General features: G+C 41.8%; 26 protein-coding genes. 6 read left to right on the top strand and 20 right to left on the bottom strand.

The features are described from left to right. Nucleotides 1-144: 144 nt before the first annotated feature. Both G476_RS23440 and G476_RS0101240 read right to left on the bottom strand, forming a co-directional pair. Entirely contained in the window at nucleotides 145-315 is a 171-nt protein-coding gene (locus G476_RS23440; protein ID WP_156906491.1) for a hypothetical protein, read from the bottom strand. A gap of 519 nt (nucleotides 316-834) precedes the next feature. Next, nucleotides 835-1,236 carry a hypothetical protein gene (locus G476_RS0101240; RefSeq protein WP_026688500.1) on the bottom strand — a complete coding sequence of 134 codons (402 nt, stop codon included), beginning with the start codon at nucleotides 1,234-1,236 and terminating at the stop codon, nucleotides 835-837. A 217-nt stretch (nucleotides 1,237-1,453) separates the two neighbouring features. Between G476_RS0101240 and G476_RS0101235 the strand changes: the two genes are divergently transcribed. After that, the gene (locus G476_RS0101235; RefSeq protein ID WP_026688499.1) at nucleotides 1,454-2,053 is read left to right on the top strand and encodes a biotin transporter BioY; all 600 of its coding nucleotides are present in this window, start codon (nucleotides 1,454-1,456) and stop codon (nucleotides 2,051-2,053) included. A 420-nt stretch (nucleotides 2,054-2,473) separates the two neighbouring features. Here G476_RS0101235 and G476_RS0101230 read toward each other — a convergent pair whose 3' ends face one another. The 6 genes from G476_RS0101230 to G476_RS0101205 all read right to left on the bottom strand — a co-directional run bounded on the left by G476_RS0101230 (nucleotide 2,474) and on the right by G476_RS0101205 (nucleotide 9,739). After that, a complete protein-coding gene (locus tag G476_RS0101230) occupies nucleotides 2,474-3,118 on the bottom strand; it encodes a hypothetical protein (RefSeq protein WP_026688498.1) in 645 nt (214 codons plus the stop codon). 299 nt (nucleotides 3,119-3,417) lie between these two features. Beyond that, nucleotides 3,418-4,761 (bottom strand): Na+/H+ antiporter family protein, encoded by a 1,344-nt coding sequence (locus tag G476_RS0101225; protein WP_026688497.1) that lies wholly within the window; start codon nucleotides 4,759-4,761, stop codon nucleotides 3,418-3,420. A gap of 183 nt (nucleotides 4,762-4,944) precedes the next feature. Continuing rightward, nucleotides 4,945-6,021 (bottom strand): TRAP transporter substrate-binding protein DctP, encoded by a 1,077-nt coding sequence (gene dctP, locus G476_RS0101220; protein ID WP_026688496.1) that lies wholly within the window; start codon nucleotides 6,019-6,021, stop codon nucleotides 4,945-4,947. Nucleotides 6,022-6,070: 49 nt separating this feature from the next. Next, on the bottom strand, nucleotides 6,071-7,345 hold the full coding sequence (locus tag G476_RS0101215) for a TRAP transporter large permease (RefSeq protein ID WP_026688495.1): 1,275 nt from the start codon (nucleotides 7,343-7,345) through the stop codon (nucleotides 6,071-6,073). Nucleotides 7,346-7,371: 26 nt separating this feature from the next. Then, the gene (locus G476_RS0101210) at nucleotides 7,372-7,893 is read right to left on the bottom strand and encodes a TRAP transporter small permease (protein ID WP_026688494.1); all 522 of its coding nucleotides are present in this window, start codon (nucleotides 7,891-7,893) and stop codon (nucleotides 7,372-7,374) included. 373 nt (nucleotides 7,894-8,266) lie between these two features. After that, the gene (locus G476_RS0101205) at nucleotides 8,267-9,739 is read right to left on the bottom strand and encodes a leucyl aminopeptidase (RefSeq protein ID WP_051314603.1); all 1,473 of its coding nucleotides are present in this window, start codon (nucleotides 9,737-9,739) and stop codon (nucleotides 8,267-8,269) included. A 258-nt stretch (nucleotides 9,740-9,997) separates the two neighbouring features. On the opposite strand from G476_RS0101205, the gene G476_RS0101195 reads away from it, so the two are divergent. Next, nucleotides 9,998-10,477, top strand: a complete 480-nt coding sequence (locus G476_RS0101195) for a divergent PAP2 family protein (RefSeq protein ID WP_035185865.1) — start codon at nucleotides 9,998-10,000, stop codon at nucleotides 10,475-10,477. A gap of 52 nt (nucleotides 10,478-10,529) precedes the next feature. On the opposite strand, the gene G476_RS0101190 is transcribed toward G476_RS0101195, so the two are convergent. The 5 genes from G476_RS0101190 to G476_RS0101165 all read right to left on the bottom strand — a co-directional run bounded on the left by G476_RS0101190 (nucleotide 10,530) and on the right by G476_RS0101165 (nucleotide 15,587). Next, nucleotides 10,530-11,231 carry a 3D domain-containing protein gene (locus G476_RS0101190; RefSeq protein WP_026688491.1) on the bottom strand — a complete coding sequence of 234 codons (702 nt, stop codon included), beginning with the start codon at nucleotides 11,229-11,231 and terminating at the stop codon, nucleotides 10,530-10,532. 372 nt (nucleotides 11,232-11,603) lie between these two features. Continuing rightward, nucleotides 11,604-13,142 carry an AbgT family transporter gene (locus G476_RS0101180; RefSeq protein WP_026688490.1) on the bottom strand — a complete coding sequence of 513 codons (1,539 nt, stop codon included), beginning with the start codon at nucleotides 13,140-13,142 and terminating at the stop codon, nucleotides 11,604-11,606. Nucleotides 13,143-13,381: 239 nt separating this feature from the next. Next, entirely contained in the window at nucleotides 13,382-13,714 is a 333-nt protein-coding gene (locus tag G476_RS0101175; RefSeq protein ID WP_035185864.1) for a YuiB family protein, read from the bottom strand. 235 nt (nucleotides 13,715-13,949) lie between these two features. Further along, entirely contained in the window at nucleotides 13,950-14,087 is a 138-nt protein-coding gene (locus G476_RS23770) for a YuiA family protein (RefSeq protein ID WP_169720863.1), read from the bottom strand. 291 nt (nucleotides 14,088-14,378) lie between these two features. After that, nucleotides 14,379-15,587, bottom strand: a complete 1,209-nt coding sequence (locus G476_RS0101165; protein WP_156906489.1) for an NAD(P)/FAD-dependent oxidoreductase — start codon at nucleotides 15,585-15,587, stop codon at nucleotides 14,379-14,381. Between the two features lie 450 nt (nucleotides 15,588-16,037). Here G476_RS0101165 and G476_RS0101160 point away from each other — a divergent pair, with 450 nt between their 5' ends. After that, nucleotides 16,038-17,042: an NAD(P)/FAD-dependent oxidoreductase gene (locus G476_RS0101160; protein WP_026688487.1), complete on the top strand. Its 1,005-nt coding sequence runs from the start codon at nucleotides 16,038-16,040 to the stop codon at nucleotides 17,040-17,042. 147 nt (nucleotides 17,043-17,189) lie between these two features. Here G476_RS0101160 and G476_RS0101155 read toward each other — a convergent pair whose 3' ends face one another. Further along, nucleotides 17,190-17,543, bottom strand: a complete 354-nt coding sequence (locus G476_RS0101155; RefSeq protein WP_026688486.1) for a HesB/IscA family protein — start codon at nucleotides 17,541-17,543, stop codon at nucleotides 17,190-17,192. Nucleotides 17,544-17,604: 61 nt separating this feature from the next. After that, a complete protein-coding gene (locus G476_RS22765) occupies nucleotides 17,605-17,796 on the bottom strand; it encodes an aspartyl-phosphate phosphatase Spo0E family protein (protein ID WP_051314602.1) in 192 nt (63 codons plus the stop codon). Between the two features lie 1,074 nt (nucleotides 17,797-18,870). Here G476_RS22765 and mqnE point away from each other — a divergent pair. After that, nucleotides 18,871-19,965, top strand: coding sequence for an aminofutalosine synthase MqnE (gene mqnE, locus G476_RS0101145; RefSeq protein WP_026688485.1), 1,095 nt, complete (start codon nucleotides 18,871-18,873; stop codon nucleotides 19,963-19,965). A 50-nt stretch (nucleotides 19,966-20,015) separates the two neighbouring features. On the opposite strand, the gene dapF is transcribed toward mqnE, so the two are convergent. The 3 genes from dapF to G476_RS0101130 form a co-directional block, all read right to left on the bottom strand. Beyond that, complete coding sequence (gene dapF, locus G476_RS0101140; RefSeq protein ID WP_035185895.1) at nucleotides 20,016-20,861, bottom strand: diaminopimelate epimerase; 846 nt, start codon at nucleotides 20,859-20,861, stop codon at nucleotides 20,016-20,018. Between the two features lie 60 nt (nucleotides 20,862-20,921). Beyond that, nucleotides 20,922-21,158 (bottom strand): hypothetical protein, encoded by a 237-nt coding sequence (locus G476_RS0101135; RefSeq protein ID WP_026688483.1) that lies wholly within the window; start codon nucleotides 21,156-21,158, stop codon nucleotides 20,922-20,924. A 110-nt stretch (nucleotides 21,159-21,268) separates the two neighbouring features. Further along, nucleotides 21,269-21,505, bottom strand: a complete 237-nt coding sequence (locus G476_RS0101130) for a YuzB family protein (RefSeq protein WP_026688482.1) — start codon at nucleotides 21,503-21,505, stop codon at nucleotides 21,269-21,271. A gap of 231 nt (nucleotides 21,506-21,736) precedes the next feature. Between G476_RS0101130 and G476_RS0101125 the strand changes: the two genes are divergently transcribed. Further along, nucleotides 21,737-22,807, top strand: coding sequence for an NAD(P)/FAD-dependent oxidoreductase (locus tag G476_RS0101125; protein WP_026688481.1), 1,071 nt, complete (start codon nucleotides 21,737-21,739; stop codon nucleotides 22,805-22,807). 467 nt (nucleotides 22,808-23,274) lie between these two features. On the opposite strand, the gene G476_RS0101120 is transcribed toward G476_RS0101125, so the two are convergent. After that, a complete protein-coding gene (locus tag G476_RS0101120) occupies nucleotides 23,275-23,613 on the bottom strand; it encodes a YuzD family protein (protein WP_026688480.1) in 339 nt (112 codons plus the stop codon). Between the two features lie 189 nt (nucleotides 23,614-23,802). On the opposite strand from G476_RS0101120, the gene G476_RS0101115 reads away from it, so the two are divergent. Beyond that, nucleotides 23,803-24,045 carry a NifU family protein gene (locus G476_RS0101115; RefSeq protein WP_026688479.1) on the top strand — a complete coding sequence of 81 codons (243 nt, stop codon included), beginning with the start codon at nucleotides 23,803-23,805 and terminating at the stop codon, nucleotides 24,043-24,045. 56 nt (nucleotides 24,046-24,101) lie between these two features. On the opposite strand, the gene G476_RS0101110 is transcribed toward G476_RS0101115, so the two are convergent. Then, nucleotides 24,102-25,079 (bottom strand): 2-hydroxyacid dehydrogenase, encoded by a 978-nt coding sequence (locus G476_RS0101110; RefSeq protein ID WP_026688478.1) that lies wholly within the window; start codon nucleotides 25,077-25,079, stop codon nucleotides 24,102-24,104. Between the last annotated feature and the right edge of the window lie 69 nt (nucleotides 25,080-25,148).

The raw sequence follows: 25,148 nt of genomic DNA, 5'->3' as shown, positions 1-25,148 counted from the left end.
TTGACGGGATAATGTGTCATTATCCCACGTTTCGCTTGGCTTTTTGTTTAGTTTTCAAAGGTCACTGTCTTTCGTGTCTGCCGTATGTCTTTCGCGGCGACAAGTAATAATATATCACGATAACTTCTTTAGTGCAACAACTTTTTAAAAAAAGTTTTTTAAATTTTCTGTCGTTGCTAGTCCCTTTTGTTGGGGACCTGATTTATTATAGTGGGTAATGCGGACAGGGTCAAGATGTTTTAGATTTTTTCTTGAAAAACTTTCACCTCTATCTTTATCTCCTTTTTTAGAAAGATTAAACATGAGATCTATCAAGACCAACTCACCCGTCAGCTAGCATATCATCTAACTCCTACACTTATATTAGGAGAGCGAGAATAAAAGCTACCAGTTCAACATGCAGCAAAACAATTCCAATACACGAAAAACGCCACTTAAGTAAGATCGTCTTTAGTATGAGCGTAGTTCCTATTGAATTTCCTTCTCTTGACAAACGTCCCCTCATAGGAGGAGACACCATCTTTTTTTCAAAGTAGTATTTGATCTAACATTTCATATAGAATAGCCCAACTTATACGAATCGTTGTAATAAGAAGCTGCTTGCGTATATAGAGTGTTGCTTTATTCATTATTCTCTTTTTATATTTGAAATCCCCGCTTTACGTATTGTGCTAGCAAGCAGGTAGGGGTACCCTCGAAGCTCACTCAAGATGTATATGCCATCACTAGCACAGGAGTCTCAGACATTTCTGCAACTTCTCTTTCTAGAAGCAACAACTCTTTTCAAAACAACGAATAAAAAAAGCCAACGCCAGCGGCATTGACTTTGTATGTTTATTCTCTATCGTTAATCTGATCCGAGAACACAAACGTCATAATGAAGAATAATACAAAACTAACAAGTAAAATGGTTCCGCCCACTATATAGTAGATTAGTGCAAAAGCTGCAAGCGGCCCTTCGTTTATCATTCGTTCCCAATACATCCCGGTTGGCAACGTAACGCTCCCAATAATCGCAGTCCAAACTTGTATGTTTGCCAGCTTGGATTTTTTTGGAATTGAAAACATTCTATAGAAGACAGCAAAAGCAAAGAGGGATAGCCACCCTACTACCAATATGTGAGCATGCATCGGTTTTAGAGCATAACTCCCTGCTCCCGCCATATGAGATCCAATAAAGGTCCCCACCAACGCAAAAAGAGCAGCAAACCGAAGCAATGTACGAGTGCGATTCATACGATCACCTTCCTTTAACCTTTTGTTCAAGCAACTTCACTTTAACACATAAAAATGCTTGCCTGATTTTAATTTTTGTAGATTATATGAAAGTTTTCTATGCAAATACCTTTGTAAACCTTTTTATTTTTACGTTGACAATTATCTAAAGGCCAAGATATATTATTGTTAACCACAAATAAAAATGGTTAACATAATTGAAATTGAGGTGTACATAATGACAACACAAAAGAAAACCACCTTTAAAGCTGTCGATATTACTAAAGCCGCAATGTTCATCGCGCTGATGGCAATCGGAGCAAATGCCACCGCATTTATAACGGTTGGCACTGTACCTATGACGTTTCAAACCGTGATCGCTATTCTAGCAGGGGCCATACTCGGAAGTCGGTTAGGTACTTTTTCAATGATCGGTTATACCATTCTGGGATTAGTAGGCGCTCCGATCTTTGCTCAATTTTCAGGTGGACCACAAGTGTTCGTTTCGCCTACGTTCGGTTTTATCTTATCCTTTATTCTTCTCGCTTTTGTAACGGGTAAAATTGTAGAGCGTTCCAATCGCTCCTTATTATCTTATATTACGGCCTGTATGAGTGGCTTGGCAGTTAACTATCTGTTCGGAGTCACTTACCTATACTTTCATATGGTCTTTGTACTTGGACTGCCTGACATCTCATACGTAGCAACATTTGCTAGTATGGGGCCATTTTTAGTGAAAGATTTAGTGTTAACCGGCTTTGCAGCTTCCATTTGCCCACAGGTTGCGAACGCTATTAATAGACGCACACCTCTTCAGCCAGAGAAGGTGGCCTCTTAACTTTTGTTTCTCCCATAAAATAAATAGAGAAGAAAAAAGCATTCCTAAAAAAGGGATGCTTTTTTCATTGAATTCATTACTAAAGCTTAGCTCCGAAGGCACTGAAAAAGTTCGATCTTTAACTTTTTACAGTTCCTTTCTAAGCAATGAGCGGAACGGTTGCATGTTTTGAAAGCCTGATACGAGTGTGTTTCTCGTAACAGGCGCGCAACCGAGTGGAGCCATTGCCATTCAAATAAAGGCAGTGAAAAAGTCGGGCTGTACTTTTTCAGTGGCCTCAGCTCCAGTAATGAGACTCTCCCTACTACCACACTCAATACAAATGGCTCTCCTCTAGTTCTCTAACGAATACGCCCACTTCACCTGTACTACTAGGCACCTACAAACAAACCAATGATAAAGAAGGTAAACATTCAGAAATTAAGAAGGTGGACTGCTTTCCACGTTGTAATCACTTACTTTTAACAATCCATTATCATGACGCACGAAAATAATTTCGATCGATAGTCGATCACCTGAAGGGTAGCCATAGCGCTTCAAATAGTTACGGTTAGGGCTATTATCATCATAATAGGCTACAGAAGCATCTTCCACCGCCAAATACACTTTATTGTCTTCACGGTAAATGGCCACGTCGTCTTCTTTAATCAATGGAAGCCCTGGGTTAAGGAGGGTATTTTTTACTGTTTCATAGTAAGTAATGTTTCCTTCCCCTGGTGAATGTAGATTCTCTAGATATTGTTGATACTTTTGTTTATAAACTAAATCCCCTTCTACTTTTTTAAAAACGGACGATAATAGTGAATCCACCCCACTATCAGTAAACGTCTCATCCAAGGCTTGATATACATCCTCTTCCCTCGCGAACTGCTCATTTGAATAATAGGATCCAACCTTTTTGTGCATTTGAAATAATTGCTGTGCTTCATTAACGGTCTCCATGTATTGGTTATAGAGTTCCTCATCAGAAACATGATTTGTATTGTTAAAGACGAAAAACAGCACGCCCCCTATGGCAATTAGGCTTAAGGCTGTAATTAATCTATTTTTAGTAATCTTATTCATTGGAACTCCTCCCCCTTTTTAAAACCTCTATATAAATAGACGAATCAAGGAGACAGGAAGTTTCATTTTTCTACCATTTTTTCAAATCATAAATGCTCAAGTGTCTTGGTTTTTACCGAAACAAAAAAAACGTGACTATTTACACCATATAAAGTCTAAAATCATGGTATGAAGCGACCTCTAGTTCGTAAGCGTTGAACCTGGAGAAGTAAGAGGTTTACACAGAAAAACGATCCATGCGCAGGACAAAGAAAAAAGTATTGCCCTTTACCCGCAACGCAAGTAAAGAGCAATACTTATTATAAGATAATTGCTGCAAGCCAACCAAACAGAATCAATGGAATATTAAAGTGCAAGAAAGTCGGCACACATGTATCCCAAATATGGTGGTGTTGACCATCAGCGTTTAGACCTGCCGTAGGCCCGAGTGTACTATCGGATGCTGGTGATCCCGCATCACCTAATGCGCCTGCTGTACCAATTAACGCAATTGTAGCTAAAGGACTTAACCCGACAGCTGCCGCAAGTGGAACAAAGATCGCTGCAATTATCGGAATGGTTGCAAAGGATGATCCAATGCCCATTGTAATAAACAATCCAACAATAAGCATAAGTAGAGCTGCCAGCGCCTTACTGTCCCCGACCCAGCCGGATACGGTATCAACAAGTGCATCTACGTGACCTGTTTCCCTAATCACTTCGGCAAAGCCTCCAGCCGTGATCATTACAAAACCGATAAACGCTAGCATCTTCATGCCATCTGTCATCAAACTTTCCGATTCATTAAGCGACAATCTTCCTGCGAAGTGAAGAACCGTAAAGTAGACATACAATACCCCTAATCCTAGGAGAGCGCTGAAAATCATTGATGAGGTGATTACTTGTGTAACCAGAGTCGTTATGATTGCCGCAAGTCCAATGAGGATGGAGCCAGTAGTATAGTGACCATCTGTATGATCATCCGTGCGACGAATATCACGGTCTTCGTACTCCCTAGGCTTTCGATAAGTAATAAAGATCGCTACCAGAAGTCCGACGACCATCCCTAACACCGGCAAAAGCATCGCCTGAGGAATCATGGACATCTCCACCGACATGCCACTATCTCTCATGTTTTCAAAAACAATTTCGTGGAAGATTAGACCGTAACCTGCAGGAATTAAAATGTATGGCGCTTTTAATCCGAATGTTAACGCTGTTGCCGCAGCTCGACGATCAAGAGCCAATTCGTTAAATACCTTTAAAAGCGGTGGAATTAATAATGGAATAAAGGCAATATGCACCATGACCACATTTTGTGACATACAAGAAATGATGACGATAATAAATAAGAGCAATACTTTGGAATATGTTTTTCTTCTAGTTTCTCCTTCTTTTCCAACGATCCGAACCGCCCACTTAATCAATAAGTTTGGCAACCCAGTGTAATTAATCGCAACAGCAAATGCACCGAGCATCGCATAACTTAAAGCTACAGTTGCGTTTGTTCCAAGGCCTGACGTGAAAATATCGACCGTCTCCATAACAGAAAAGCCAGCTACAAGACCACCGACCATCGCTCCACCAATCAAAGCGACCACCACGTGGATACGCATTAAACTAAGTATGATCATAACTAAAACTGCTATTACAACCGCGTTCATCTTCCCAGTCTCCTTTAATGCTTTATTTCTTTATCTCACTAAATCAATAACGTATGAAAACATCACTTACTTTAACACCACTATTTCTTCATGTCAACTATCGTTTTAATGTAGTATGCATACGAAAGCCCGGAGCATGCATCATGCCCCGGGCTCTCTCTACCTATAGAGAGGAGTAAAAAGTTAGTTTCCTTCTGCTTCCTCAATTTCTTCAATTAGCTTATCAAGAATAGCTGCCCCATCTTCCCCTACATCCTCACGGAAATAATCTTGCATTGGAATGGCTAGCTCTCTAAACGCATCGCGTTCATCTTCTGACAAGGTATAGATTTCAGTTGGATTTTCATCATTCTCTTCAATCGCGGTTAGTAATTCTTCGTTCATTTCAAGTTGCATTTCTTGTGCAACCGGACGCATTTCTTCAACCGTTTCGTCTACCGCCGCACGAAGGTCGTCAGGAAGATCATTGTAGAAGTCGGCATTCACTGTTGTCATTGCTACGTAAATGTTGTGATCAGAGATCGTCATGTGATCCTGCACTTCATGGAAATTAGCATCTTCAATAAAGAAAATTGGATTTTCTTGGCCATCCACGTTACCTAACTGCAAACTGGAGTAAAGCTCTGCCCAGCTTAAAGGAGTTGGATCAGCGCCATAAGCTTCATAAGAACGTAAAATTAAAGAGGATTCTTGAGTACGCATTCTAAACCCTTCAAAGTCTGATGGCTCACGAAGCTCACGGTTTCCAGTCCACTGCATTCCACCTTCAGACCAAAAAGCCAACGGTTTTACGTTTCGGTCTTCATATTTTGCTGCTAAATCTTCGTTTAGCGCCTCACTGTTGTTTAACACGTCATAATTCACGTCTTCATCATCTGAGAAAAGGAACTGTAATGCGAAGAGTTGACCTTCTCGAACCGTCGTTCCTGTAAAGCCAGGAGAGACAATGGCAAATTCAACGCCACCATTTTGAATCATTTCAAATTGGTCTACTTCACTTCCTAAACCACCGAATTCATAAACGGAAGTCGTTATACGGCCGTCGGTTTTTTCTTCCAGCATCTCGGAGAATTCGCGAGCATATTCGTATTGCAATTGACCTTCATATTCCTCTGTGGCAAAACGAAGTTCGTAAGTCTCTTCCCCGTCCCCCGCACTCTCTCCATTATCTGTACCTGCATCTTCATCCGAGCCACAAGCGACCATGGCCAATCCAAGAGACAAGACGCCTCCGGTAAGTAAGCTTTTTTTCATCCACATGTTAAAACCCCCATTATTTTTTAAAAACTAACTATATGAAATTCACCTTTTACATAAAGCGCAGTAAAAAGAGTGAAATTTCTTCAAATAAAATGACCAAAATACCGATTAGAATTAAAATAACGATATACGGCGGAGTACCCTTTATCACATCCAGGTAAGACTTATTAAAGACAGCACTAGCCGTAAAAATATCAACTCCAAAGGGAGGCGTAGCTGAACCTAGAGCTGCTTGATATGTAATGACGACACCTAAGTGAACTGGATCGATCCCCGCTTCAAGAGCAGGCCTCCAAAAAATCGGCGTTAATATTAAAATCACAACGATAGGATCTACAAACATACACCCTACAAAGAAGAAAAGGGCAATAATAAGCAGAACGTAAAGAGCCGTAGGGTCTGTACCAAGTACAGCTTCTGTGAGCATTCGCGGAATTTGAGCATATGAGATCACCCAAGAAAATGCTTGCCCACCTGCCACCAAAACAAAAACTGCCGATGTAACCAAACCAGTTGACAGTGCCACGCGTGGAATGTCCGTTATTTTAATGGATCGATAAATCACGACCTCCAGTAACAAAGCATATAACACGGATATCCCAGCAGCTTCTGTTGGTGTAAAATACCCTGAATAAATACCTCCAACGATAATGATAGGAAACCCTAGTGGCAAAAGAGCTTTTCTTGTGAGTAAGGCTCTCATTTTCCACGGGACCCTCACTCCAAGGGGAATATTAAACACTCGTGCATGTATGTAAGCATAGATGGCAAAACATATAAAAATCAGTAACCCAGGGCCAATACCCGCAATAAACAATTCACTAGGAGACGTCCCCGTCACAAGGGCATAAATGATCATTCCGATACTTGGCGGAATCAACAGCGCTACATCACTAGCATTTATAATTAATGCGATGGCGCTTGAGTCTTTGTATCCTACCTTCAATAAACGTTCACGCATAGGTTTACCAATGGCAACAACCGTTGCTTGCGTTGAGCCGGAAATCGAGCCGAACAACGTACAAGCGGCAGCCGTCGTAATTGCATATCCCCCGCGCAGATGACCTACAAAAGAACCTATAAAATCCAAGAGTCTTCTTGACGTTTTCCCTGTTGACATAATATCAGCAGCAAATATAAACAATGGTACAGCGAGCAATACATAGGCTGATACTCCTTCTACAAGTTGCCCTGCCATCATCATCGGGTCCAAGTTATCAAAGTAAATCATCATGACCGCAAGCGGAGCAACAATGAGAGGAATCATCATCGGAAAGCCTAGAATAAGTAAAACCACCATAATGGCGAGCAAAGTCCAAACCATGTCCGTTTCCTTTCTCTATTCACATTTTATTGTTCGTCGTAATCTTTTTTGTCCTGCGCTAAGTAAACCTCTTCATTTACAATATTGACCCACATGTTTCTTAGAAACTGTATCCCTCCCAAGAAAAGCCCCAAGGGTACAAACATAACCATGATCCAAATGGGAATTTGCAAAGCCGCTGTTGTACGACCAGAATTGTATGTAGACAGCATATATTGATATGCAAAGTAAGCAACCACGAAGAGAACCAAAGCTGACACAAGAGGATTAAAAATAGAAAGTGCCTTTTTCACACGCTTTGGAGATAGGTCAAAAAAGGCGGACATCGTAATATGCCTTCCTTTTCGAGCTGCATAACTAATTCCCATAAAGGTAGCCATAATCACTGCCATCCTACTGATTTCTTGGGAAAACGCCCAACTTGATCCCGTCAATTCACGGCTAATCACATTCCCCACCGTCATAACGGAAATGACAATAATAGACCAGCTTAAAATAAACCTTTCTATCTTATATAAAATGGCATCTGCTTTTTTAAATATGGACACCGCTTCCCCCCCTTTCATTAATTATTTTAGTATTCCAATCGATTTACTAGGATTTTAGTAAAACTCGTTTATGACTCTTTCTATTATGTATAAACGACTAAAGACAGTTCCAATGATACCGAAGTAGGACTTTTCACACAAAGACGAGTTTGTTGTAATTTATAGCATTTTCACGAAGAATCACTCACCTACGCCACTCACTTACACACAATGTACATATACAAGCTACACCGCCAATTTCTTCCTGCATACGTAAGGACGATACTCGATTCCCTTTTTCATAAGCGTTTAAACGCAAATGTGAACTAGCTCAATAAAAAAATCGATTTACGAGCAAAAAATATTGCTCGCAAATCGAATTCAATTATATCTACTATCGCTTATCCATACCAAGGACTGTCTCTGCAATCGTCCTTACCATAACTCCTGTACCACCCTTTTGACCAGTGGCATTGACCCCTTCCTGCCAAGCGGTGCCCGCAATGTCCAAGTGGACCCAAGGCGTGTCTTCTGCAAACTCCCCTATAAACAGCCCAGCCGTAATGGCTCCCGCTTTCCTACCTGGTGAATTATTTAAATCTGCGACATCTGATTTTTTAACCATCTGCACGTATTCCTCATCGTTTGGAAGTAACCATACTCGCTCACCTGACACTTCACTCGCATCATGCACTAATCCCATGAGTTCCACGTTATTAGTAACAGCCCCTGTCATGACTCCACCCAAAGCGACCACCACTGATCCTGTAAGCGTGGCAACGTCAATAATGGCCTTCGCTCCTTCTTTTCTTGCGTACGCGACTGCGTCAGCTAAAATAAGTCTTCCTTCAGCATCCGTGTTTAACACTTCAATGGTTTTCCCACCTAAGGAGTGAATCACGTCTCCAGGCTTTAACGCATTACCATTAATCATGTTTTCAGTGGAGGGGATCACCGCCATCACATTTACCTTGGGCTTCTCTTCTAAAATGATCCTCATGGCCCCTAGTACAGAAGCTGCTCCTCCCATGTCCATCTTCATCGTTTTTAACCCTTCTCCCGTTTTTAAGGAGTATCCACCAGAATCATACGTTAACCCTTTTCCTACAATGGCTCCATCCCATTCATCCGAACCCACGTTACCTTTATATTCCATTGTGATGAATTTAGGTGGTTCATCAGACCCTTTGGCTACAGCCAACAATGCTCCCATTCCCATTTCTTCCATCTCATTCTTCTCGAATACTTTTACATGAATCCCGAATTCTTCCCCTAGCCGCATTGCCTCCTCAGCCAGAACAGTGGGTGTCATATAGTTTGCCGGTGTATTAACGAGTCGTCTCGCTTCATTCGTCGAAAACCCCTGTACAACACCCCGGTTACACGCCACTTCTATTGCAGAAGTTCGAGAGCCAGAGCCACTATAGAATTTGATTTGCGGTAATGACCGTTTTCTTTGATCTGTCTTAAACGTCTCAACAACATAAGACCCTAGAGTAAGCCCGGTAGTGAATGATTGTAGAAGATCTTCATCATCCCCGAAAGAGTCTAGATGAATGACACTTTGATTTATTTTTTCTTTTGCAATAAAACGATATAGCATTCCGCCCACCGTTTCCGCCTTTTTCCTATCCCACAACTCCCTTTTCCCAAGCCCGACAACAATTACATCTTCTCGCTCTGTTGCGACGATATGTAAACACTTTTCCTTTGCCCAACTTGTATGTTTGTCCAATGTCTTTTGCAATCCACATGTTAACGTTCGACTCAGTTCAGAGAATCGTCTTTGTTCATCTTCAAAAATACCGATCGCAAAAACGCCATGCTCTTCTTTTTGTAATTCGTCAATCCATATTAATTCCTTCAATATCATCCACTCCTCGATTTTGTGTTTATATTCATTTCTTTACGGGAATGGAAATTCCTCTACATTTCTTTATGGGAAGGCTACCGTAAGAAAAGTGGTTTTGTAATTCATTCATCAACTTTAATAAACTTATCTACAACTCGCTTTCCATGAGTTATGATATAATTATGGTTAAAAATAATAACTACAAAGCTTTTTATTTCAAGCGAAAAAAGGTTAAAATACAAACAAATTTGAACGAAGAAAGGAATAATCCAATTGACAGAATTACTCACAAACTTTCCTCTCTGGGCTGCTTTAAGTGCGATCCTTTTAGCGCAGTTTATAAAAGTACCGCTACAATATCTGGCTTCGAGAAGATTTGATTGGACGTTGCTGACGAGTACAGGTGGGATGCCAAGTTCCCATTCAGGTGCCGTAACAGCGTTAGCTACAGCCATCGCTCTTGAAGAAGGTCTTGGCTCTCCTTTCTTCGCAATTGCAGCTATCTTTGGAATTATCGTCATGTTTGATGCCACTGGCGTTCGTTGGCACGCTGGAGAACAAGCGACTGTCGTCAACCAATTGGTAACGGACTTCAATAAGCTTATGGAAGAAATGAAAGCCTGGCCTACAAAAGAAGAGAAAGATAAGCAAAAAGAGTTAAAAGAGCTTCTTGGTCACCAGCCTATTGAGGTGTTTTTTGGAGGGGTATTAGGAATTATTTTGACATTCATTCTACATGCCGTCGTTTTTTAAACAAAAATACAAAAACGGTCCTGAAGGTCGTAACCTTTCAGGACCGTTTTTATTAATTTGCTTCACGAAACACTTGAACTGCCTCATCTTCATTAAGATTGATGAGATCTTGCTCGCTTAAATGTCCATCTCCGGTTTCAACTACATAGACATCCACCGTTTGTTTACCCCACTCAGCATACACGTCTTCAACCGTTTCGTAATAAAGATCAATTTTATTTCCTTTAATAGCCGATCCTGTGTCCGCAACTACACCAAATCCATAGCCAGGAATAAAGAGGATGGTACCGATCGGAAAAACCGATGGATCAGCTGCGATCGTCGAATAAAGGTCTCTTTTCACTTTCACACCACTATACGTAATCCCATATTGGGGATGTTCTTGTGTTTTCCCCGTGGACTCGATTCCAGCAGTGTAGCCTGTAGCCACTACCGAATGAGACGGGTATTCGGTCCAATCCCTCGAATTTTCAAGAGTCACGGTTGGCGCTCCACCAATCGTTTCATAGAGGTTTACTGTTTTCGCAGCCTCAACGGAAGAAAGCTCTTTCATCGTGGTGAAATCGGCATGTCTCTCTTGAAAATCCATCACTTCTTCTACTTGTATCCCTTGCCTATGTTCAAAAAAACGAAAAATGTCTTGTGGCTGTAAATTCGATACGTTTATAAATGTGGCAATAAGCGCACCAATAAGTAAGGTTGTAATAAACAGACCCTTTCCTGCTTTTTTAATAGCAGTAAGCATCTTTTTCACTCCTCTCACCTATAAGGATGTCCAGATAAGAGGATGAATATGCGACATCAAGAAGGAAGTTCATTGAAGGACATGAACGAAATGGAGATAAAAATGTTTGGTTGAGTAGTATGGTGAAGCGGAGTATGAAGAACTTTTTACGGTTTATGAAGAGTTTTGGAGCATTTAAGATGATTTTGGGGAATGAAGAGGTTACACCAATTTATGAAGAACTTTTTAGGGTTTAAAGAGAATTTGACACAAACCGATAACACTCCTCCACCCCACTCATAAAAAAACGCTCAAATAGCAACGAAAAGAACCTGCTACTGATGAGCAGGTTCTTTTTTATTCGCTGTTTTAAATGTTCGTCAATAAAACAGCCTTTTCTATTTATGGATACATAACCGGCGCATTAGGCCCAAGAGGCATACCAGTCAAGATCCAAACCACAAACATTATCATCCACATAATGGTGAAAGCAATGGAGTATGGAAGCATCGTCGCGATTAACGTTCCAATTCCGACCTTCTTATCATACTTTTGAGCAAAGGCGATCACTATTGCAAAATACGGCATGAGTGGTGAAATAACATTGGTTGTTGAGTCAGCAATTCGGTAAGCAAGCTGAGTCGCTTCCGGAGAGATTCCCATCATCATCATTAACGGTACGAAAACAGGAGCCATTAAAGCCCACTTGGCTGACGCACTTCCAATAAACAAGTTAATGAATCCAGCTACGATGATAAAGGCAATCAATAACAGAATACCTGCGTCTTCAAGACCAAGGCCTTGCAGTAGTTCGGCACCTTTAACACTCATAACGAGACCAAGGTTCGTTTCAGCAAAGTATGCAACGAATTGTCCAGCCACAAACGCAAGAACAACGTACATCCCCATTGCCGCCATCGTGTCAGACATTTGATCGGCAACATCTTTGTCCGATTTAATTTCTTTTGTTACACGTCCATAAACATAACCTGGGATAAAGAACATAATCAGGATTATAGGAACGAGAGATTCAAGGAATGGTGCCAAAGATACAATCAAGTCGTTATTAGGGTCACGTAATGGTGCCCACTCCGGAACAACAAGAAGCGCAATTGCGCCTAATGTTAAAACAAAGGCAACTCCAGCGGCCATTAGTCCTTTTCTTTCAGTAGCAGTTAGCTTGTCCGGCTCATCACCGATGCCACCATCATACTTACCTAAACGTGGCTCAACCACTTTTTCAGTTACAAGCGTACCGACAAGTGTAAGTACGATCACACTAGCAATCATGAAGTAGTAGTTCATGGCGATGTTCATGCCTTCTGCGTAAGCAGGATCTACGATTTCAGCTGCTGCAATCGTTAAATTCCCAAGTAAAGGATCCAAGGAAGTCGGCAACAAGTTGGCACTGAAACCTGCCGATACCCCAGCGAAAGCAGCCGCAAGTCCAGCTAGCGGATGCCGCCCAAGTCCTGCAAACAAAACAGCTCCAAGTGGTGTCAGTACAACATAACCAGCGTCAGCTGCCATGCTGGACATGATTCCCCCAAATACAAGTGCAGCTGTAATGAGTTGTTTAGGTACACTCATAACAAGACCGCGAAGGGCTGCGGAAATTAACCCGGAACGTTCAGCAATACCAATACCGAGCATTGTAACTAAAACCGTTCCAAGTGGCGCGAAGCCAACAAAGTTGTCAACGGCACTTTCAAAGATATATCGAACCCCTTCTGCATTCATTAAGCTATTGACTTCAATGATGCCTTCTTCAGGATCCGGATGTTGAACGGATGTACCAAGAGCAGAGAAAATCCCTGATGCAATGATAACCATGAGAGCAAATAAAGCGAAGAGTGTGACCGGGTGCGGTAACTTGTTACCCGTACGCTCTATACCATCTAAAGACCTCATGAGAAGACCGTTCTTGTTGTTCTTCCCCATTTTGAATCTCCCTTTCAATATGTTAGTTAAAATTCCAAAAATAATAGACAAATTCGATTATACGAAATTTAAGCTGAATAATGAATCGATTTTAAAATATCCAAACTATAGTAAATGTTCAAAATTTACAATGAATAGTTCGGTCTATCGATTCACCGGGGGCAACCCGTCCCCAACATTCAACATACCCATCTATAAAATGAAACAAACCTCCCTTATCATTAAGGAAGGTTTGTCCGTTAAAACATTCGATATCCTCGATTTCGTAACATCTTAATGGCGATTCCCGCAAGGATCGCCCCAGCCATCCCTGAAGAAAGAATGACCACATCAACCAAATGTAAATTGGTTATGGTTTGACCTAGCTCAGAAAATGCCATTCCTGGAGAAGTAAAGTAACTAAAGAAACCAACATCGTCGATAATAAAAATAATGACTAGTGGATAGAGTACAGCCATCACCCAAGTAGAGCGTAGTAGCATATTTAATATAAAACCGATTCCGAAAAACAGAACCACGAATAATAAGATCGATATGAGCAATTGCGCAATGTTCAAACCTCTCACCCCCATACAATTCCGCTTACCAGCAGTATAACCAAACTTTAGTTTACTTGTAGAAAGCGGATAGAGTCAAATGAATTTTCTTTGAACAAGGAGGAATGGTTTGGTAAGGCACTTATCGTCAATTCATTTGCTTTTACAACTGCACCATTTAATACAGATGCAAATAAAAACCCCATCTACAAGTGTAGATAGGGCCAAAATGTTCAAGTCACTTACGTTTTCTCTTCCAGCAGGGAGTGTCTTAATGCTTTTGATAATGCTTTCCACTACCGTGGCAATGGTCACATGTTTCCGAGCCACCGAGCAATAATTGAAAATAGCCTTTACCAACACAATACGCACACTCACCTGGCTTTAATCGACGCTTTGGATATGCCATGGTTTTCTCCCCCTTTGTTCTTAACTCAAATATATCTGAGTTTTCTGATAATATAACAAGTTTCTTTAGTTATGCAAAGCGTCAAAAACAACCGTTTTAGACCATGTAAGCGTAATCATGCTTGTTTTTCTTCTATTTACTCTATTAATCAAAGCACAAAAAAATGTTCAGGAGAAATACTCCTGAACATTTCAAATGAAGAGGGAAGCAATGAAACTCGCGTGTATGTGAATACCAAGTCACTGCAATTCCCCTCTTCAACTATATTGATCAAACTGTAACGAACATTAATTAAATAAGGTTTAGTTTTCCTTTTTTAAGAACAAGCGGTACTCCACCGAGAAGGAACAAGTAACGGTTGTCGATCATTTTCTTAACAGCAGAAGCTGAAGAACCGTATACTTTACGGGATCCGACAAGACCGATTGCTTCTTTTCCTCCAAGAGAGGCTACCGTACCTTTGATGTCTGGTTTAAACTCTTCCATTTCACCTTTACCTGTGATCAAATGCTTCAAGTTGTTTGAACACGTATATGCTTGCTGAATCGCAATTTGTGCTGTTGGTGGGTATGGACGGTTAATTTCTTCATTAATAATAAGGGCACAGTCACCGATGATAAACACGTCATCGTGATGTGGAGCGCGTAAGTCTTTTTCAACCTTCACACGGCCACGCATCGCTTCGAATCCACTATTCTCTACGATCGCACTTCCACGTACACCTGTTGTCCAAACAACAGTGTGGGATTTTATTTCTTCACCATCATCAAGAAGTACACCATTCTCTGTTACTTCTTTAATCGGCGTGTTGATTTTGAATTCCACTCCTCGGCTTTCAAGAAGGTTCATGGCATATTCCACTAACTCTTCATCAAAACCAGGGAGAGCTGTCGGAGCAGCTTCAACGGAAATAATGCGTACTTTTTCACGATCAATGTCATATTCCTCACATAGTTCCGGTACACGCTCTGAAAGTTCACCGACAAATTCGATACCAGTAAATCCTGCTCCAGCTACTACAAACGTAAGGTACTCATCATGTTTTTCGTCTTCATTGTTGTAGCTAGCAAATTTATATTCAATATGCTCACGAATCAAACGAACGGAGTTTACACTACGGATTGCGAAAGCATGCTCATGAACACCAGGAATTCCGAACGTTTCAGGCTCAGATCCAAGCCCGATAACGAGGTAATCGTATTCCAGTTCACCGTTCTCAAGAACAACTTTCTTCTCTTCACGTTTCACTTCTTTAACAGCGCCTTTAACAAAGTTCACTTTGTTTGTGTCGATGACACTGTCAATACGCATACGCGTTTTATCGTGGTGCAACGTCCCTGCGGCCGGTTCATGTAACCACGTTGTTTGATAGTGGTAGTTGTGCTTGTTTACTAACGTAATTTCCGCTTCTTGATGCATCCCGGCTTTAGTTAGACGTGAAGCTGTCATAATTCCAGCGTAACCCGCACCTAAAATGACAATTCTTGGTTTTCTCTCCACAGTTCTCACTCCAATTTCTTAATTACTCTCCATTTTCCCCGGTTCATCAATAAAAAAGCATGTGAATTTTATCCAACTGGTGGATGTGTAAAACGGAGAGTTTTAAAGTTTGTGATGTTTTTCACGTAATAAAGTACAAAAAAATAATTCCCAAGAAGTTTAACTTTGGTTTTTTACCTTCGTTAAACTCCAACTACAATCATATTCATTTCCTGTTTATATTTCAACCATTTTGTGAACTTTTTCCGAACAATTTCACCTAATATTAACGATTCAATGGAATATAGTATTTATATTCCCGCTAATTCTTATTTTTTAACCAGAAAAATGAGTTTTTATTAAATTATCAAATGATTCCGAACACGATTCATCGACATCGCTTTTCATCTATGTTTGTTACGTTTATACTTAAGAAAGTAGCCATGCAAATTTTCTTTGGAGGTGTAAGTTTTGTCAAATAGTGAAAGAGATATTTATGATATTACGATTATTGGTGGAGGACCTGTTGGCATATTCACCGCTTTTTATGGCGGGATGCGTCAAGCTAAGGTGAAAATCATTGAAGCTATGCCTCAATTAGGGGGACAATTATCAGCCCTTTATCCGGAGAAGTTCATTTACGATATTGCCGGATTTCCTAAGGTGCGTGCGCAAGAACTTGTGGACAGCCTCGTGGAGCAAGCGAGCCAATTCGAACAAACCATTGCCTTGGAGCAGGCTGTTGAAAAAGTTGAAAAAGGCGAAGATGATATCTTCACACTTACAACCGATAAAGAAGTTCATTATTCAAAAACGATCGTCATCACAGCTGGCGTAGGTGCTTTTAAACCTCGCAAGCTTGAGATCGAAGGCGCTGAGCAATATGAAGGGAAAAATCTTCATTATTTTGTAAGCGACATGAATAAGTTTGCCGGAGATCGAGTTCTACTTGCAGGAGGCGGCGACTCCGCAGTCGATTGGACACTAATGCTCGAAGACATCGCAGAAGATGTGACCATCGTTCACCGTCGAAATAAATTCAGAGCCCATGAGCATAGCGTAAATCAACTCTTGGATTCGGATAAAATTAACGTCCGTACGCCATATAGCGTTGAAAAGCTTCATGGGGACGGGGAAAAAATTACAGCGGTCGATATTAAAACAAAAGACAGTGATGAAGTCGAAACCATTGAAGTAGACTCTGTCATTGTTAATTATGGCTTCGTTTCCGCCCTTGGTCCGATTAAAGAATGGGGACTCGATATCGAGAAAAACTCCATTGTCGTAAACTCAAAAATGGAAACAAACATTAAAGGGATCTATGCCGCAGGTGACGTGGCCACTTATGACGGTAAAGTAAAATTAATTGCGTGCGGTTTTGGTGAAGCACCAATTGCCGTAAACAATGCAAAGGCAGCCATTGATCCAAAAGCAAGAGTGTTCCCTGGTCATAGCTCAAGCATGTTTCCTCAATAAATAATGGCACGCACCCTTGAGTTGTGCATCATTTCACAAATAAAGCCAGATCCTTACTTATACGATATGCCGGTTTCCTATAAAGGGAACCGGCATTTATCCTGTCTCAGCAATAAAAAACCAACTCCAATGGAGTTGGTTTGCTATTTAACAGTCTTCAGGTTTACCAGCATTTGTTGCTGTTCTAAATGATGCGCCGCATCCGCAGTTCGCGATTGCGTTCGGGTTATCTAATGTAAATCCGCCGCCCATCATGTTTTGTTTATAATCAATCTTGACACCATCCATTACTGGAATGCTTTCTTTATCCATAACAATCTTAATTCCGTGAAGCTCGAAGGTTTCATCGGCTGCGTTTACTTCCGTTTCAAATCCCATTCCATAGGACAAACCGCTGCATCCGCCGCCTTTAACCCCGACACGAAGCATGCTGTTCTCGTTATCTTCAGCTTTCATCATCTCTTTAATTTGGGTCGCTGCTGCTTCAGTAATATTCAGCATTATTGCCCCTCCTTTCATATCCTTCTATTATATCGTGTTCTTGTTTTACCGTAAAGAATCCCTACACCTTACCTAATTCTTCTCTGTATCGCATAAGTAAATTATGATAGCGATCGATCTCTTTACTATATTCCAAAACGGTGGGATGGTCACGGCCATAGTCATCGGCTGCTTTCACCATTTCTTTACGAAGTAACTCAATCTCCTGCATAAGTGATGTCAGTCTATCTTCCGATTGCTCGTTTTTCCTCATTCCCATCCCCTCCCTTACAAATAAAAGCGACTTCTCTTCTATTTTACACCACTTAGGTAAAAACGGAACAGGCTAGTGCTCAATTTATCCAGGTGTTTTGTATTCTTAAAGTGAGTATATCATTGCGCCAGTGTATTAGGCTCCGCTTCATGCAATCGGCTCCCTTTCCGCGGCGGTGCCGGCGAGCCTCCTCGGGCAAAGCCCGAAGGCACTGAAAAAGTTTGATCTTTAACTTTTTCAATGCCTTCTAAGCAATGAGCGTAACGGTTGCCTGTTTTGAAAGCCTGATACGAGTGGGTTTCTCGTATCAGGCGCGCAACCGAGTGGAGCCATTGCCATTCAAATAAAGGCAGTGAAAAAAAGTCGGGCTGTACTTTTTCAGTGGCTTTCTAAGCCCTTGCGAGGTCTCTCCTGGCTCCCACTGCCGCAGGAGTGTCGCCGCTAACATTCAGCTACGCAATACAATAGGACAAGGCATTTCACATAAAATAGAAAGGTTTTTGACAAAGGGCATACTCATCATTTTTGAAAATGGTAATTCCTAATGTGAAGCTCCGTTTCATGCCACCCGCTCCCTTTCCCCTTTACATAACAAAAAAGCTCTGGCACTTTTGCTTCACTTTTTTTTGAAATGCTGTTTTCGGAAGAATTGTTGCTTTTCTACAAGAAAAGTTGAAGCAGAAGGGCGCAAGACTCCTGTGGCAGTGGGGGCAATGCAAGACCCCACAGGGCGTAGCCCGAGGAGGCTTGCTAGCACCGCCACGGAAAGCGAAGGGTCCGTATGCTTCAACCAGCATTCTAGCGATGAAGAATTACATTAAAAAAGCAACAATCTTTACGAAAACAGCCTTCAGAAAAAACACTCTCTCCACTATCAGAGTTTTAAGAAGTGGAGCTCTGTATTGATCCCGCCTTCCATCAATTCACAAACAGGCTTCAGTCATTACTGTTTTACACAGTTATCACCTTGATGATAAGATAGACTGAGAGTTTTTACAATTCATTGTCTGGATTTTTGCAAACCAGTCGTGGGACACATAATAGATGGTCATATATCAGAATGGGGGAAATTCCATGTCAATTTTGTTGATGGATCAAGAACTAAAAAAGATTCAAGACAAAGTAGTAAATGGTGAAAGACTTACGATTGAAGACGGCCTAAAACTGTATGAAACGGATGACTTTTTAGGAGTAGCTCAGTTAGCGAATATGGTAAACGAAAAGAAAAACGGCAAGAACGTTTACTTTATCGAAAACATGTACATTAACCCTACAAACGTCTGTGAAGCAAGCTGTGCGTTTTGTGGTTTTAAACGTAAGCCCGGTGAAGAAGGCGCTTATACGATGCATGAAGAAGAACTACTAAAGTACGTAGAAGAACGCTGGAATGATAACATTCGAGAGTTCCACATTGTAGGTGGACACAACCACCAAGTTCCTTTCGATTATTACCTTAATACGATTCGCACCCTTAAGAAGCATTACCCACAATGTACGGTCAAAGCTTATACAGGTGCTGAGATTGAGTTCTTCTCTCGTATTTCCGGATTAAGCATGAAAGAAGTGCTTCAAGAGCTTGTCAAAGCAGGTCTTGACACTCTTCCAGGCGGTGGAGCTGAGATCCTAACCGAGCGTTATCGTGCGAAAATGAGCCCTGAGAAAGCCTCTACAGACCAATGGCTTGAAGCTCATGAACTTGCTCACGAGCTCGGACTTAAAACACACGCAACCATGCTTTACGGTTCAATTGAAACGAAAGAAGAGCGCTTGATTCACATGGATCGCCTTCGTCAGCTTCAAGATAAGACGAACGGGTTTATGGTATTTATCCCACTCGCTATGCAACCAAGAAGTGTGAATGCCAACCTAACTCGTCGTACATCTGCCTACGATGACCTTCGCACCATTGCGATCAGCCGATTGATGCTCGATAACTTCGATCACATCAAAGCATACTGGATCAACATTGGACCTCAGCTTACGCAAATGGCCCTTTCATTCGGTTCTTCTGACATTCACGGAACACTGATTGAAGAGCGTATTTCTCACGCTGCCGGCGCATTAACGTCACAAGGTCTTACACGTAAGGAATTGATTCACCTCATTAAAGGGGCGGATAAGAAGCCTGTTGAGCGTGACACGTTCTATAACGTGATTAAAGAATATTAATCCCATTACTAAACCCTGATGCCACTTAGCATCAGGGTTTAGTTGTTGACTTATTTTCTTATTTCCCTCGGAACATACACACCATCACAGATCACTTCGGCAGGACCTGTCATCCAGACTTCTCCTCGATCGTCCCATCGTATGATCAAGTCTCCACCAGCAAGGTGAACGGTAATCTCTTCATTTCGACGACTATGTTCATTAAGTATAGCTGCCACAGCTGCAGCACAGGCTCCCGTTCCGCACGCTTGAGTGATCCCAGACCCTCTTTCCCACACTCTAAAGTGTAGCTCTGTTGCAGACACCACTTCTACAAATTCAACGTTCACCCAGTCCGGAAAGCGCGGGTCTTTTTCAATGACTGGCCCGAGCGTCGTAAGAGGGGCTTCATCGATGTCATTTACAAAGAATACTGCATGAGGATTTCCCATCGATATAGCCGTAACGGTTAGACTTTCATCATCTACATCAAAAGGTTCGCCTACAACTTGATCAGTCGGTTCACCTGTCATTGGAATTTGTTCACGAGATAAGATCGGCTGCCCCATGTTAACCGTCACTTCTTTTACCTCTCCATCTTCCGTGTGAACATCGGCTGTAACTAAGCCACTTTTTGTTTCAATGGACATGGACGCTTTCTTCACCAGATCTCTTTCATAAGCATACCTAGCCACGCAACGCAGACCGTTCCCGCAATTTTTCGCCTCAGATCCGTCATTGTTAAAAATTCTCATTCTCACATCCGCTGTGTCTGAGGGTCCGATTAAAATCATTCCGTCCGAGCCAATTCCTCTATATTGATCGGCAAGTTCTACCGCTAGTGAGGAGAGCTGCTCCTCTTTTAAAGAAACATCAAATTCGTTTATATAAATGTAATTATTGCCTAAACCATGCATTTTCGTAAACGGCAACTTCACTCGTATCACTCCTGTATTATCTTAGTAGGGTAAGGGGTCTCACCTTAGTGGCTCGGAAGTCCAAAAATAATCGTCGTCAGCTTCTAAAATGACGAGCGTTTTCAAACAACAAGGCAAGTTCAAACGCTGTTTCACCTGTTCTTTCGCTCGTTGCAATTCTCTTTGCTTCATCGTAGTAAGTACATTCTCTTCTCTACAGAACGGGCATTCGGACAAGTAAATGTCGCCCATTTGCTTTTCATAAGGCCATGTATGGCTAAATGGAATTACTTTCATATTACGTTTCACTCCCTTGCGTTGATTTTAGCACGGACGGCATGGGAAAACAGCCTAAAAAAAAGTGCCTCATATAGGCACCAATCGCCTTATGAGACACCTTCTCTCCACTAAAACATTGGGTTTTCTTCCAAATGTTTATATACGTTATCGTAAAGCTCGTCGTTTGTGTCACCCGTTACAACATCGCCGTTTACCAAGGCGAAGCGTTTTCTGGAGCACTGTCCGCAAAAGCTTAAACATCCATATTCAATCACATCGAGGTTCGGATCTCTTTCAAGTCGTTCACGAACTTCTTGCGTTCCACTTGCCAAGTTACTGACGCAAAACTCGATAATTGGTTTCATACCTGCATCACCTCTTCGATGGTCACCCATAATCCTATCGTCTCACTTTTAGCCTGTCAACATGCACGCTCACCTTTGGGTAAAATATTCTTAAAAATATTGTTATTTCGACAAAAAGTTGATAAACTTTAAACGTAGTAAAACGTTTACATATATTTCAACGTGTTTATAATCGAGGACGACTGTCCTTGTCTATAGAGAGATATTCACATCCATGAGGAGGCTGATCGTGTGAGAGAATTACTTATTTTAGGCGGCGGATATGGCGGTTTGCGAGTCATTCAACGACTGCTTGCACAGAAAGACTTAAAGGATGTTAACATTACTTTGGTGGAAAAAGAAGCCTACCACAGTTTAAAGACCGAGTTTTACGCCCTAGCTGCTGGTACAGTTGCCGATAAGCATTTGCGCGTTGCTTTCCCGAATGATGTTCGTCTTGAACTGAAATATGAAACCGTTACCGACATTCACCTTGATGAAAATAAGGTGGCACTGGCAAGCGGTGAAGAGCTCTCATACGATGACCTCGTTATTGGACTTGGCTGTGAAGATAAATATCACGGCGTTCCTGGAGCAGATAAATATACGTTGAGTATTCAAACGATGAAGAGGTCTCGCAAAACCAACCAAGTTATCCAAGGGCTAAACAACGGCGCCACCGTCGTCATTGTTGGTGGTGGTTTGAGTGGTGTAGAGCTGGCCAGTGAATTAAGAGAAAGTCGTCCGGACCTTAAAGTTAAGCTTTACGACCGAGGGGAAAACATTCTATCCATGTTCCCAGCCAAGCTCTATAATTACGTCACAGACTGGCTCATTAAAAACGAGGTTGAAATCATTAATAAAGCCAACATTACAAAGGTAGAAGAAAACCTCCTTTACAATCATGACGAGCCTGTTCCTGCAGACGCGATCATTTGGACTGCCGGTATTCAAGCGAACAAGCTAGTAAGAGAGCTTGATGTGGACAAAGATAACCAAGGCCGCGTAAACGTCACCGAGCACCACTTGATTCCAGGTTATGAAAATGCTTTCGTTGTTGGGGACTCTGCACGCTTGAGCCAAGCACCTTCAGCACAATTGGCCGAAGCACAAGCCGAACAAATCGCCATGCTTCTTCAAAAGAAATGGAATGGCGAAGAGTGGCCAAAAGAATTGCCAAAAATTAAACTTAAAGGTGTTCTCGGTTCATTAGGGAAAAAACACGGGTTTGGCTTAATGGGAGAAAAACCACTAACAGGACGCGTTCCCCGCGTACTGAAGTCAGGCGTTTTGTGGATGTACAAATATCACTCAGGATCATAAGGTCAACGCCCCCTTTTCGGGGGCTTTTTTTATTGGTGTCGCTGAAGGAGGGGGGGAGCTTTGACGTGACAATTTTTATTGACGTGTTAGCTGTGGATTTCGACGGTTGGTAGTTCGGATTTTCGGGTGCGGCTATCTATTTCTACAGTGGGACAATCGGATTCACGGGTGTGGGGTGTTTTTTCTACGGATACCCTCATTTTTTACGGGTTAAGTGGATTCACCGCATTATCGGCTTCAAGCTGTTATTTCGACGGTTGGCCCCTCGTTTTAACGGCTTGCGTTACCTTTTTCGACGGGACGACGATCGGATTCACGGCTTCTGCGTATTTATTCTACGGATACCTTCACTTTTTTACGGTATAGGCTGGTTCGCTGCATTAACGGGATTGCGCCCTACGCCCCACACCTCAATCTCTAAAAACAAAAAACCTCTTCCCATAAAAGAGAAGAAGTTTTCTCCTGGTTTAACCAGAAGCTTGTGACGTATTGCGAGCAGCTTGAAGCTCTTCAACTTTTTCATAAATACGAGAAAGCTTCGGATTTCCTTCCGCCACGACTTCCCCATCTATAACAACAAGGGGATAAAAGAATTCATCGTCCAAAATTCGTTCCGCATAAGACTCTTGCTCTTCTCCATTTGGAGAATCAATATCACAGTACACAAAATCAAATTCCTCATCAGGGAACTTTCGGGTAATGGCTGCCTCTAGCCATTCCATTGTTTCAAAAGCCGTTGGTAAATGTATACAGCTGGCACACTTGACTTCAGCACCATATATAGTAAGGATAATAGGACGCATGATGAAGACCTCCTCAAAAAATTCCAAGATAAAAACGTTTACACCCTTATCTTATCATAGATTTATGTTATACTCATGGTGAATCCAACTTACAGAAAAATGGGTTCGGAAATGAAATTGTCTAAGCACGTTCATGGATTTTTTTGCGTATGGATATTATAATGAAAGATAAAGAAAGGGAGTGTTTTTTCAATGGCAGCAGAAACAACTATGGAAGAACAAGTACAGGAAGTATTAGATAAACTACGTCCATTCCTTCTTCGTGATGGTGGAGACGTTGAATTAGTAGACATCGACGAAGACGGTGTTGTAAAAGTACGTTTGATGGGAGCTTGTGGTTCTTGCCCAAGTTCAACGATCACTCTAAAAGCAGGGATCGAGCGTGCCTTACTTGAAGAAGTACCTGGTGTTACAGAACTAGAACAGGTATTCTAAATCACGTAATAATGAAACCCTCAGTCCATATGGGCTGAGGGTTTTCTTTTGCTTACTTATTGTTCTTTGTTCACAAGTGCTTTTGGACGATATCCTTTAATAACATGAGCAATATTTCGGCTTGCAAGCAGGGCCATGCTGTTCCGCGTTTCTACACTTGCACTTCCGATATGGGGTAATGCAACGACGTTCGAAAAAGAAAGGAGTGGGTGCTCAGAGGATATAGGCTCCTCTTGAAAGACATCGAGGCCTGCTCCTGCAATTAACTTTTCATCAAGGGCATAGGCAAGTCCCCTTTCATCAACCAATCCTCCACGAGAAGCGTTAATAAAGAAAGCACTTTTTTTCATTTGTTTAAACACGTTGTATGTAAACATTCCCTTCGTTTCGTCCGTTAATGGTGCCAGACAAACAACGAAGTCGGATTCTTGTACCAGTTCATCGAAATCAACATATCGGGCTCCGGTTTGCCCTTCAGCCTCTCTGTTTCTGGAACGGTTATGATAAAGGATGTTCATGTCAAACCCGGTCGCACGTTTCGCCACTGCCGCTCCGATCCTCCCCATTCCTACAATTCCAATGGTTTTATGGTGTACATCCGATCCTGCCAAAAGAAACGGTGCCCATTCTTTCCATTTCCCTCCAGCTAAATAAGAGGCTCCTTCTGGAATTCTCCGTGCCACACTCATAAGCAACGCAAATGTTAAGTCAGCTGTCGTATCTGTTAAAATATCAGGTGTATTGCAAACTAAAATACCCAATTCAGTTGCTGCCTCAATATCAATATTGTCATACCCTACAGCCATGTTTGATACGACCCTTAGGTGTGGCGCAGATTCTAGCAAGTCACGATCAATTTGATCACTTACCATCGTAAGTAATCCGTCCGCCTGTTCCACTTCTTCTTCTAGCCGATCTCTTGGGACGGGCTCATCCTCTTTCTCCCACATGCTCACTCGGGCCACCTCAAGCAACGGCGCAATGGTTTTTTCCGGTAAAGATCGAGTGATAAAAATATACGGTTTCCGTTTCATTGCCATCGCCTCCTTTCTTCTATTATAAGTGAGACGTATCCAACAAAAAAGAACGAATGGACCGATTTA

It is taken from the genome of Alteribacter aurantiacus DSM 18675, assembly GCF_000429705.1.
GTDB lineage: Bacteria > Bacillota > Bacilli > Bacillales > Salisediminibacteriaceae > Alteribacter > Alteribacter aurantiacus.
Note: the sequence above shows the minus strand (reverse complement) of the source record. Positions and strands in the feature narration are given on the sequence as shown.

What these genes read in the sequence shown, in the direction of transcription:
- G476_RS0101130 (WP_026688482.1), bottom strand. Translation starts at nt 21,505, where the DNA reads ATGAAACCAATTATCGAGTTTTGCGTCAGTAACTTGGCAAGTGGAACG.
- G476_RS0101180 (WP_026688490.1), bottom strand. Translation starts at nt 13,142, where the DNA reads ATGGGGAAGAACAACAAGAACGGTCTTCTCATGAGGTCTTTAGATGGT.
- mqnE (WP_026688485.1), top strand. Translation starts at nt 18,871, where the DNA reads ATGTCAATTTTGTTGATGGATCAAGAACTAAAAAAGATTCAAGACAAA.
- G476_RS0101155 (WP_026688486.1), bottom strand. Translation starts at nt 17,543, where the DNA reads ATGCTGAATATTACTGAAGCAGCAGCGACCCAAATTAAAGAGATGATG.
- G476_RS0101215 (WP_026688495.1), bottom strand. Translation starts at nt 7,345, where the DNA reads ATGGTTTGGACTTTGCTCGCCATTATGGTGGTTTTACTTATTCTAGGC.
- G476_RS0101240 (WP_026688500.1), bottom strand. Translation starts at nt 1,236, where the DNA reads ATGAATCGCACTCGTACATTGCTTCGGTTTGCTGCTCTTTTTGCGTTG.
- G476_RS0101225 (WP_026688497.1), bottom strand. Translation starts at nt 4,761, where the DNA reads ATGAACGCGGTTGTAATAGCAGTTTTAGTTATGATCATACTTAGTTTA.
- dctP (WP_026688496.1), bottom strand. Translation starts at nt 6,021, where the DNA reads ATGTGGATGAAAAAAAGCTTACTTACCGGAGGCGTCTTGTCTCTTGGA.
- G476_RS22765 (WP_051314602.1), bottom strand. Translation starts at nt 17,796, where the DNA reads ATGAGGAAAAACGAGCAATCGGAAGATAGACTGACATCACTTATGCAG.
- dapF (WP_035185895.1), bottom strand. Translation starts at nt 20,861, where the DNA reads ATGCATGGTTTAGGCAATAATTACATTTATATAAACGAATTTGATGTT.
- G476_RS0101175 (WP_035185864.1), bottom strand. Translation starts at nt 13,714, where the DNA reads ATGGGGGTGAGAGGTTTGAACATTGCGCAATTGCTCATATCGATCTTA.
- G476_RS0101230 (WP_026688498.1), bottom strand. Translation starts at nt 3,118, where the DNA reads ATGAATAAGATTACTAAAAATAGATTAATTACAGCCTTAAGCCTAATT.
- G476_RS0101115 (WP_026688479.1), top strand. Translation starts at nt 23,803, where the DNA reads ATGGCAGCAGAAACAACTATGGAAGAACAAGTACAGGAAGTATTAGAT.
- G476_RS0101235 (WP_026688499.1), top strand. Translation starts at nt 1,454, where the DNA reads ATGACAACACAAAAGAAAACCACCTTTAAAGCTGTCGATATTACTAAA.
- G476_RS0101135 (WP_026688483.1), bottom strand. Translation starts at nt 21,158, where the DNA reads ATGAAAGTAATTCCATTTAGCCATACATGGCCTTATGAAAAGCAAATG.
- G476_RS23770 (WP_169720863.1), bottom strand. Translation starts at nt 14,087, where the DNA reads ATGGCATATCCAAAGCGTCGATTAAAGCCAGGTGAGTGTGCGTATTGT.
- G476_RS0101110 (WP_026688478.1), bottom strand. Translation starts at nt 25,079, where the DNA reads ATGAAACGGAAACCGTATATTTTTATCACTCGATCTTTACCGGAAAAA.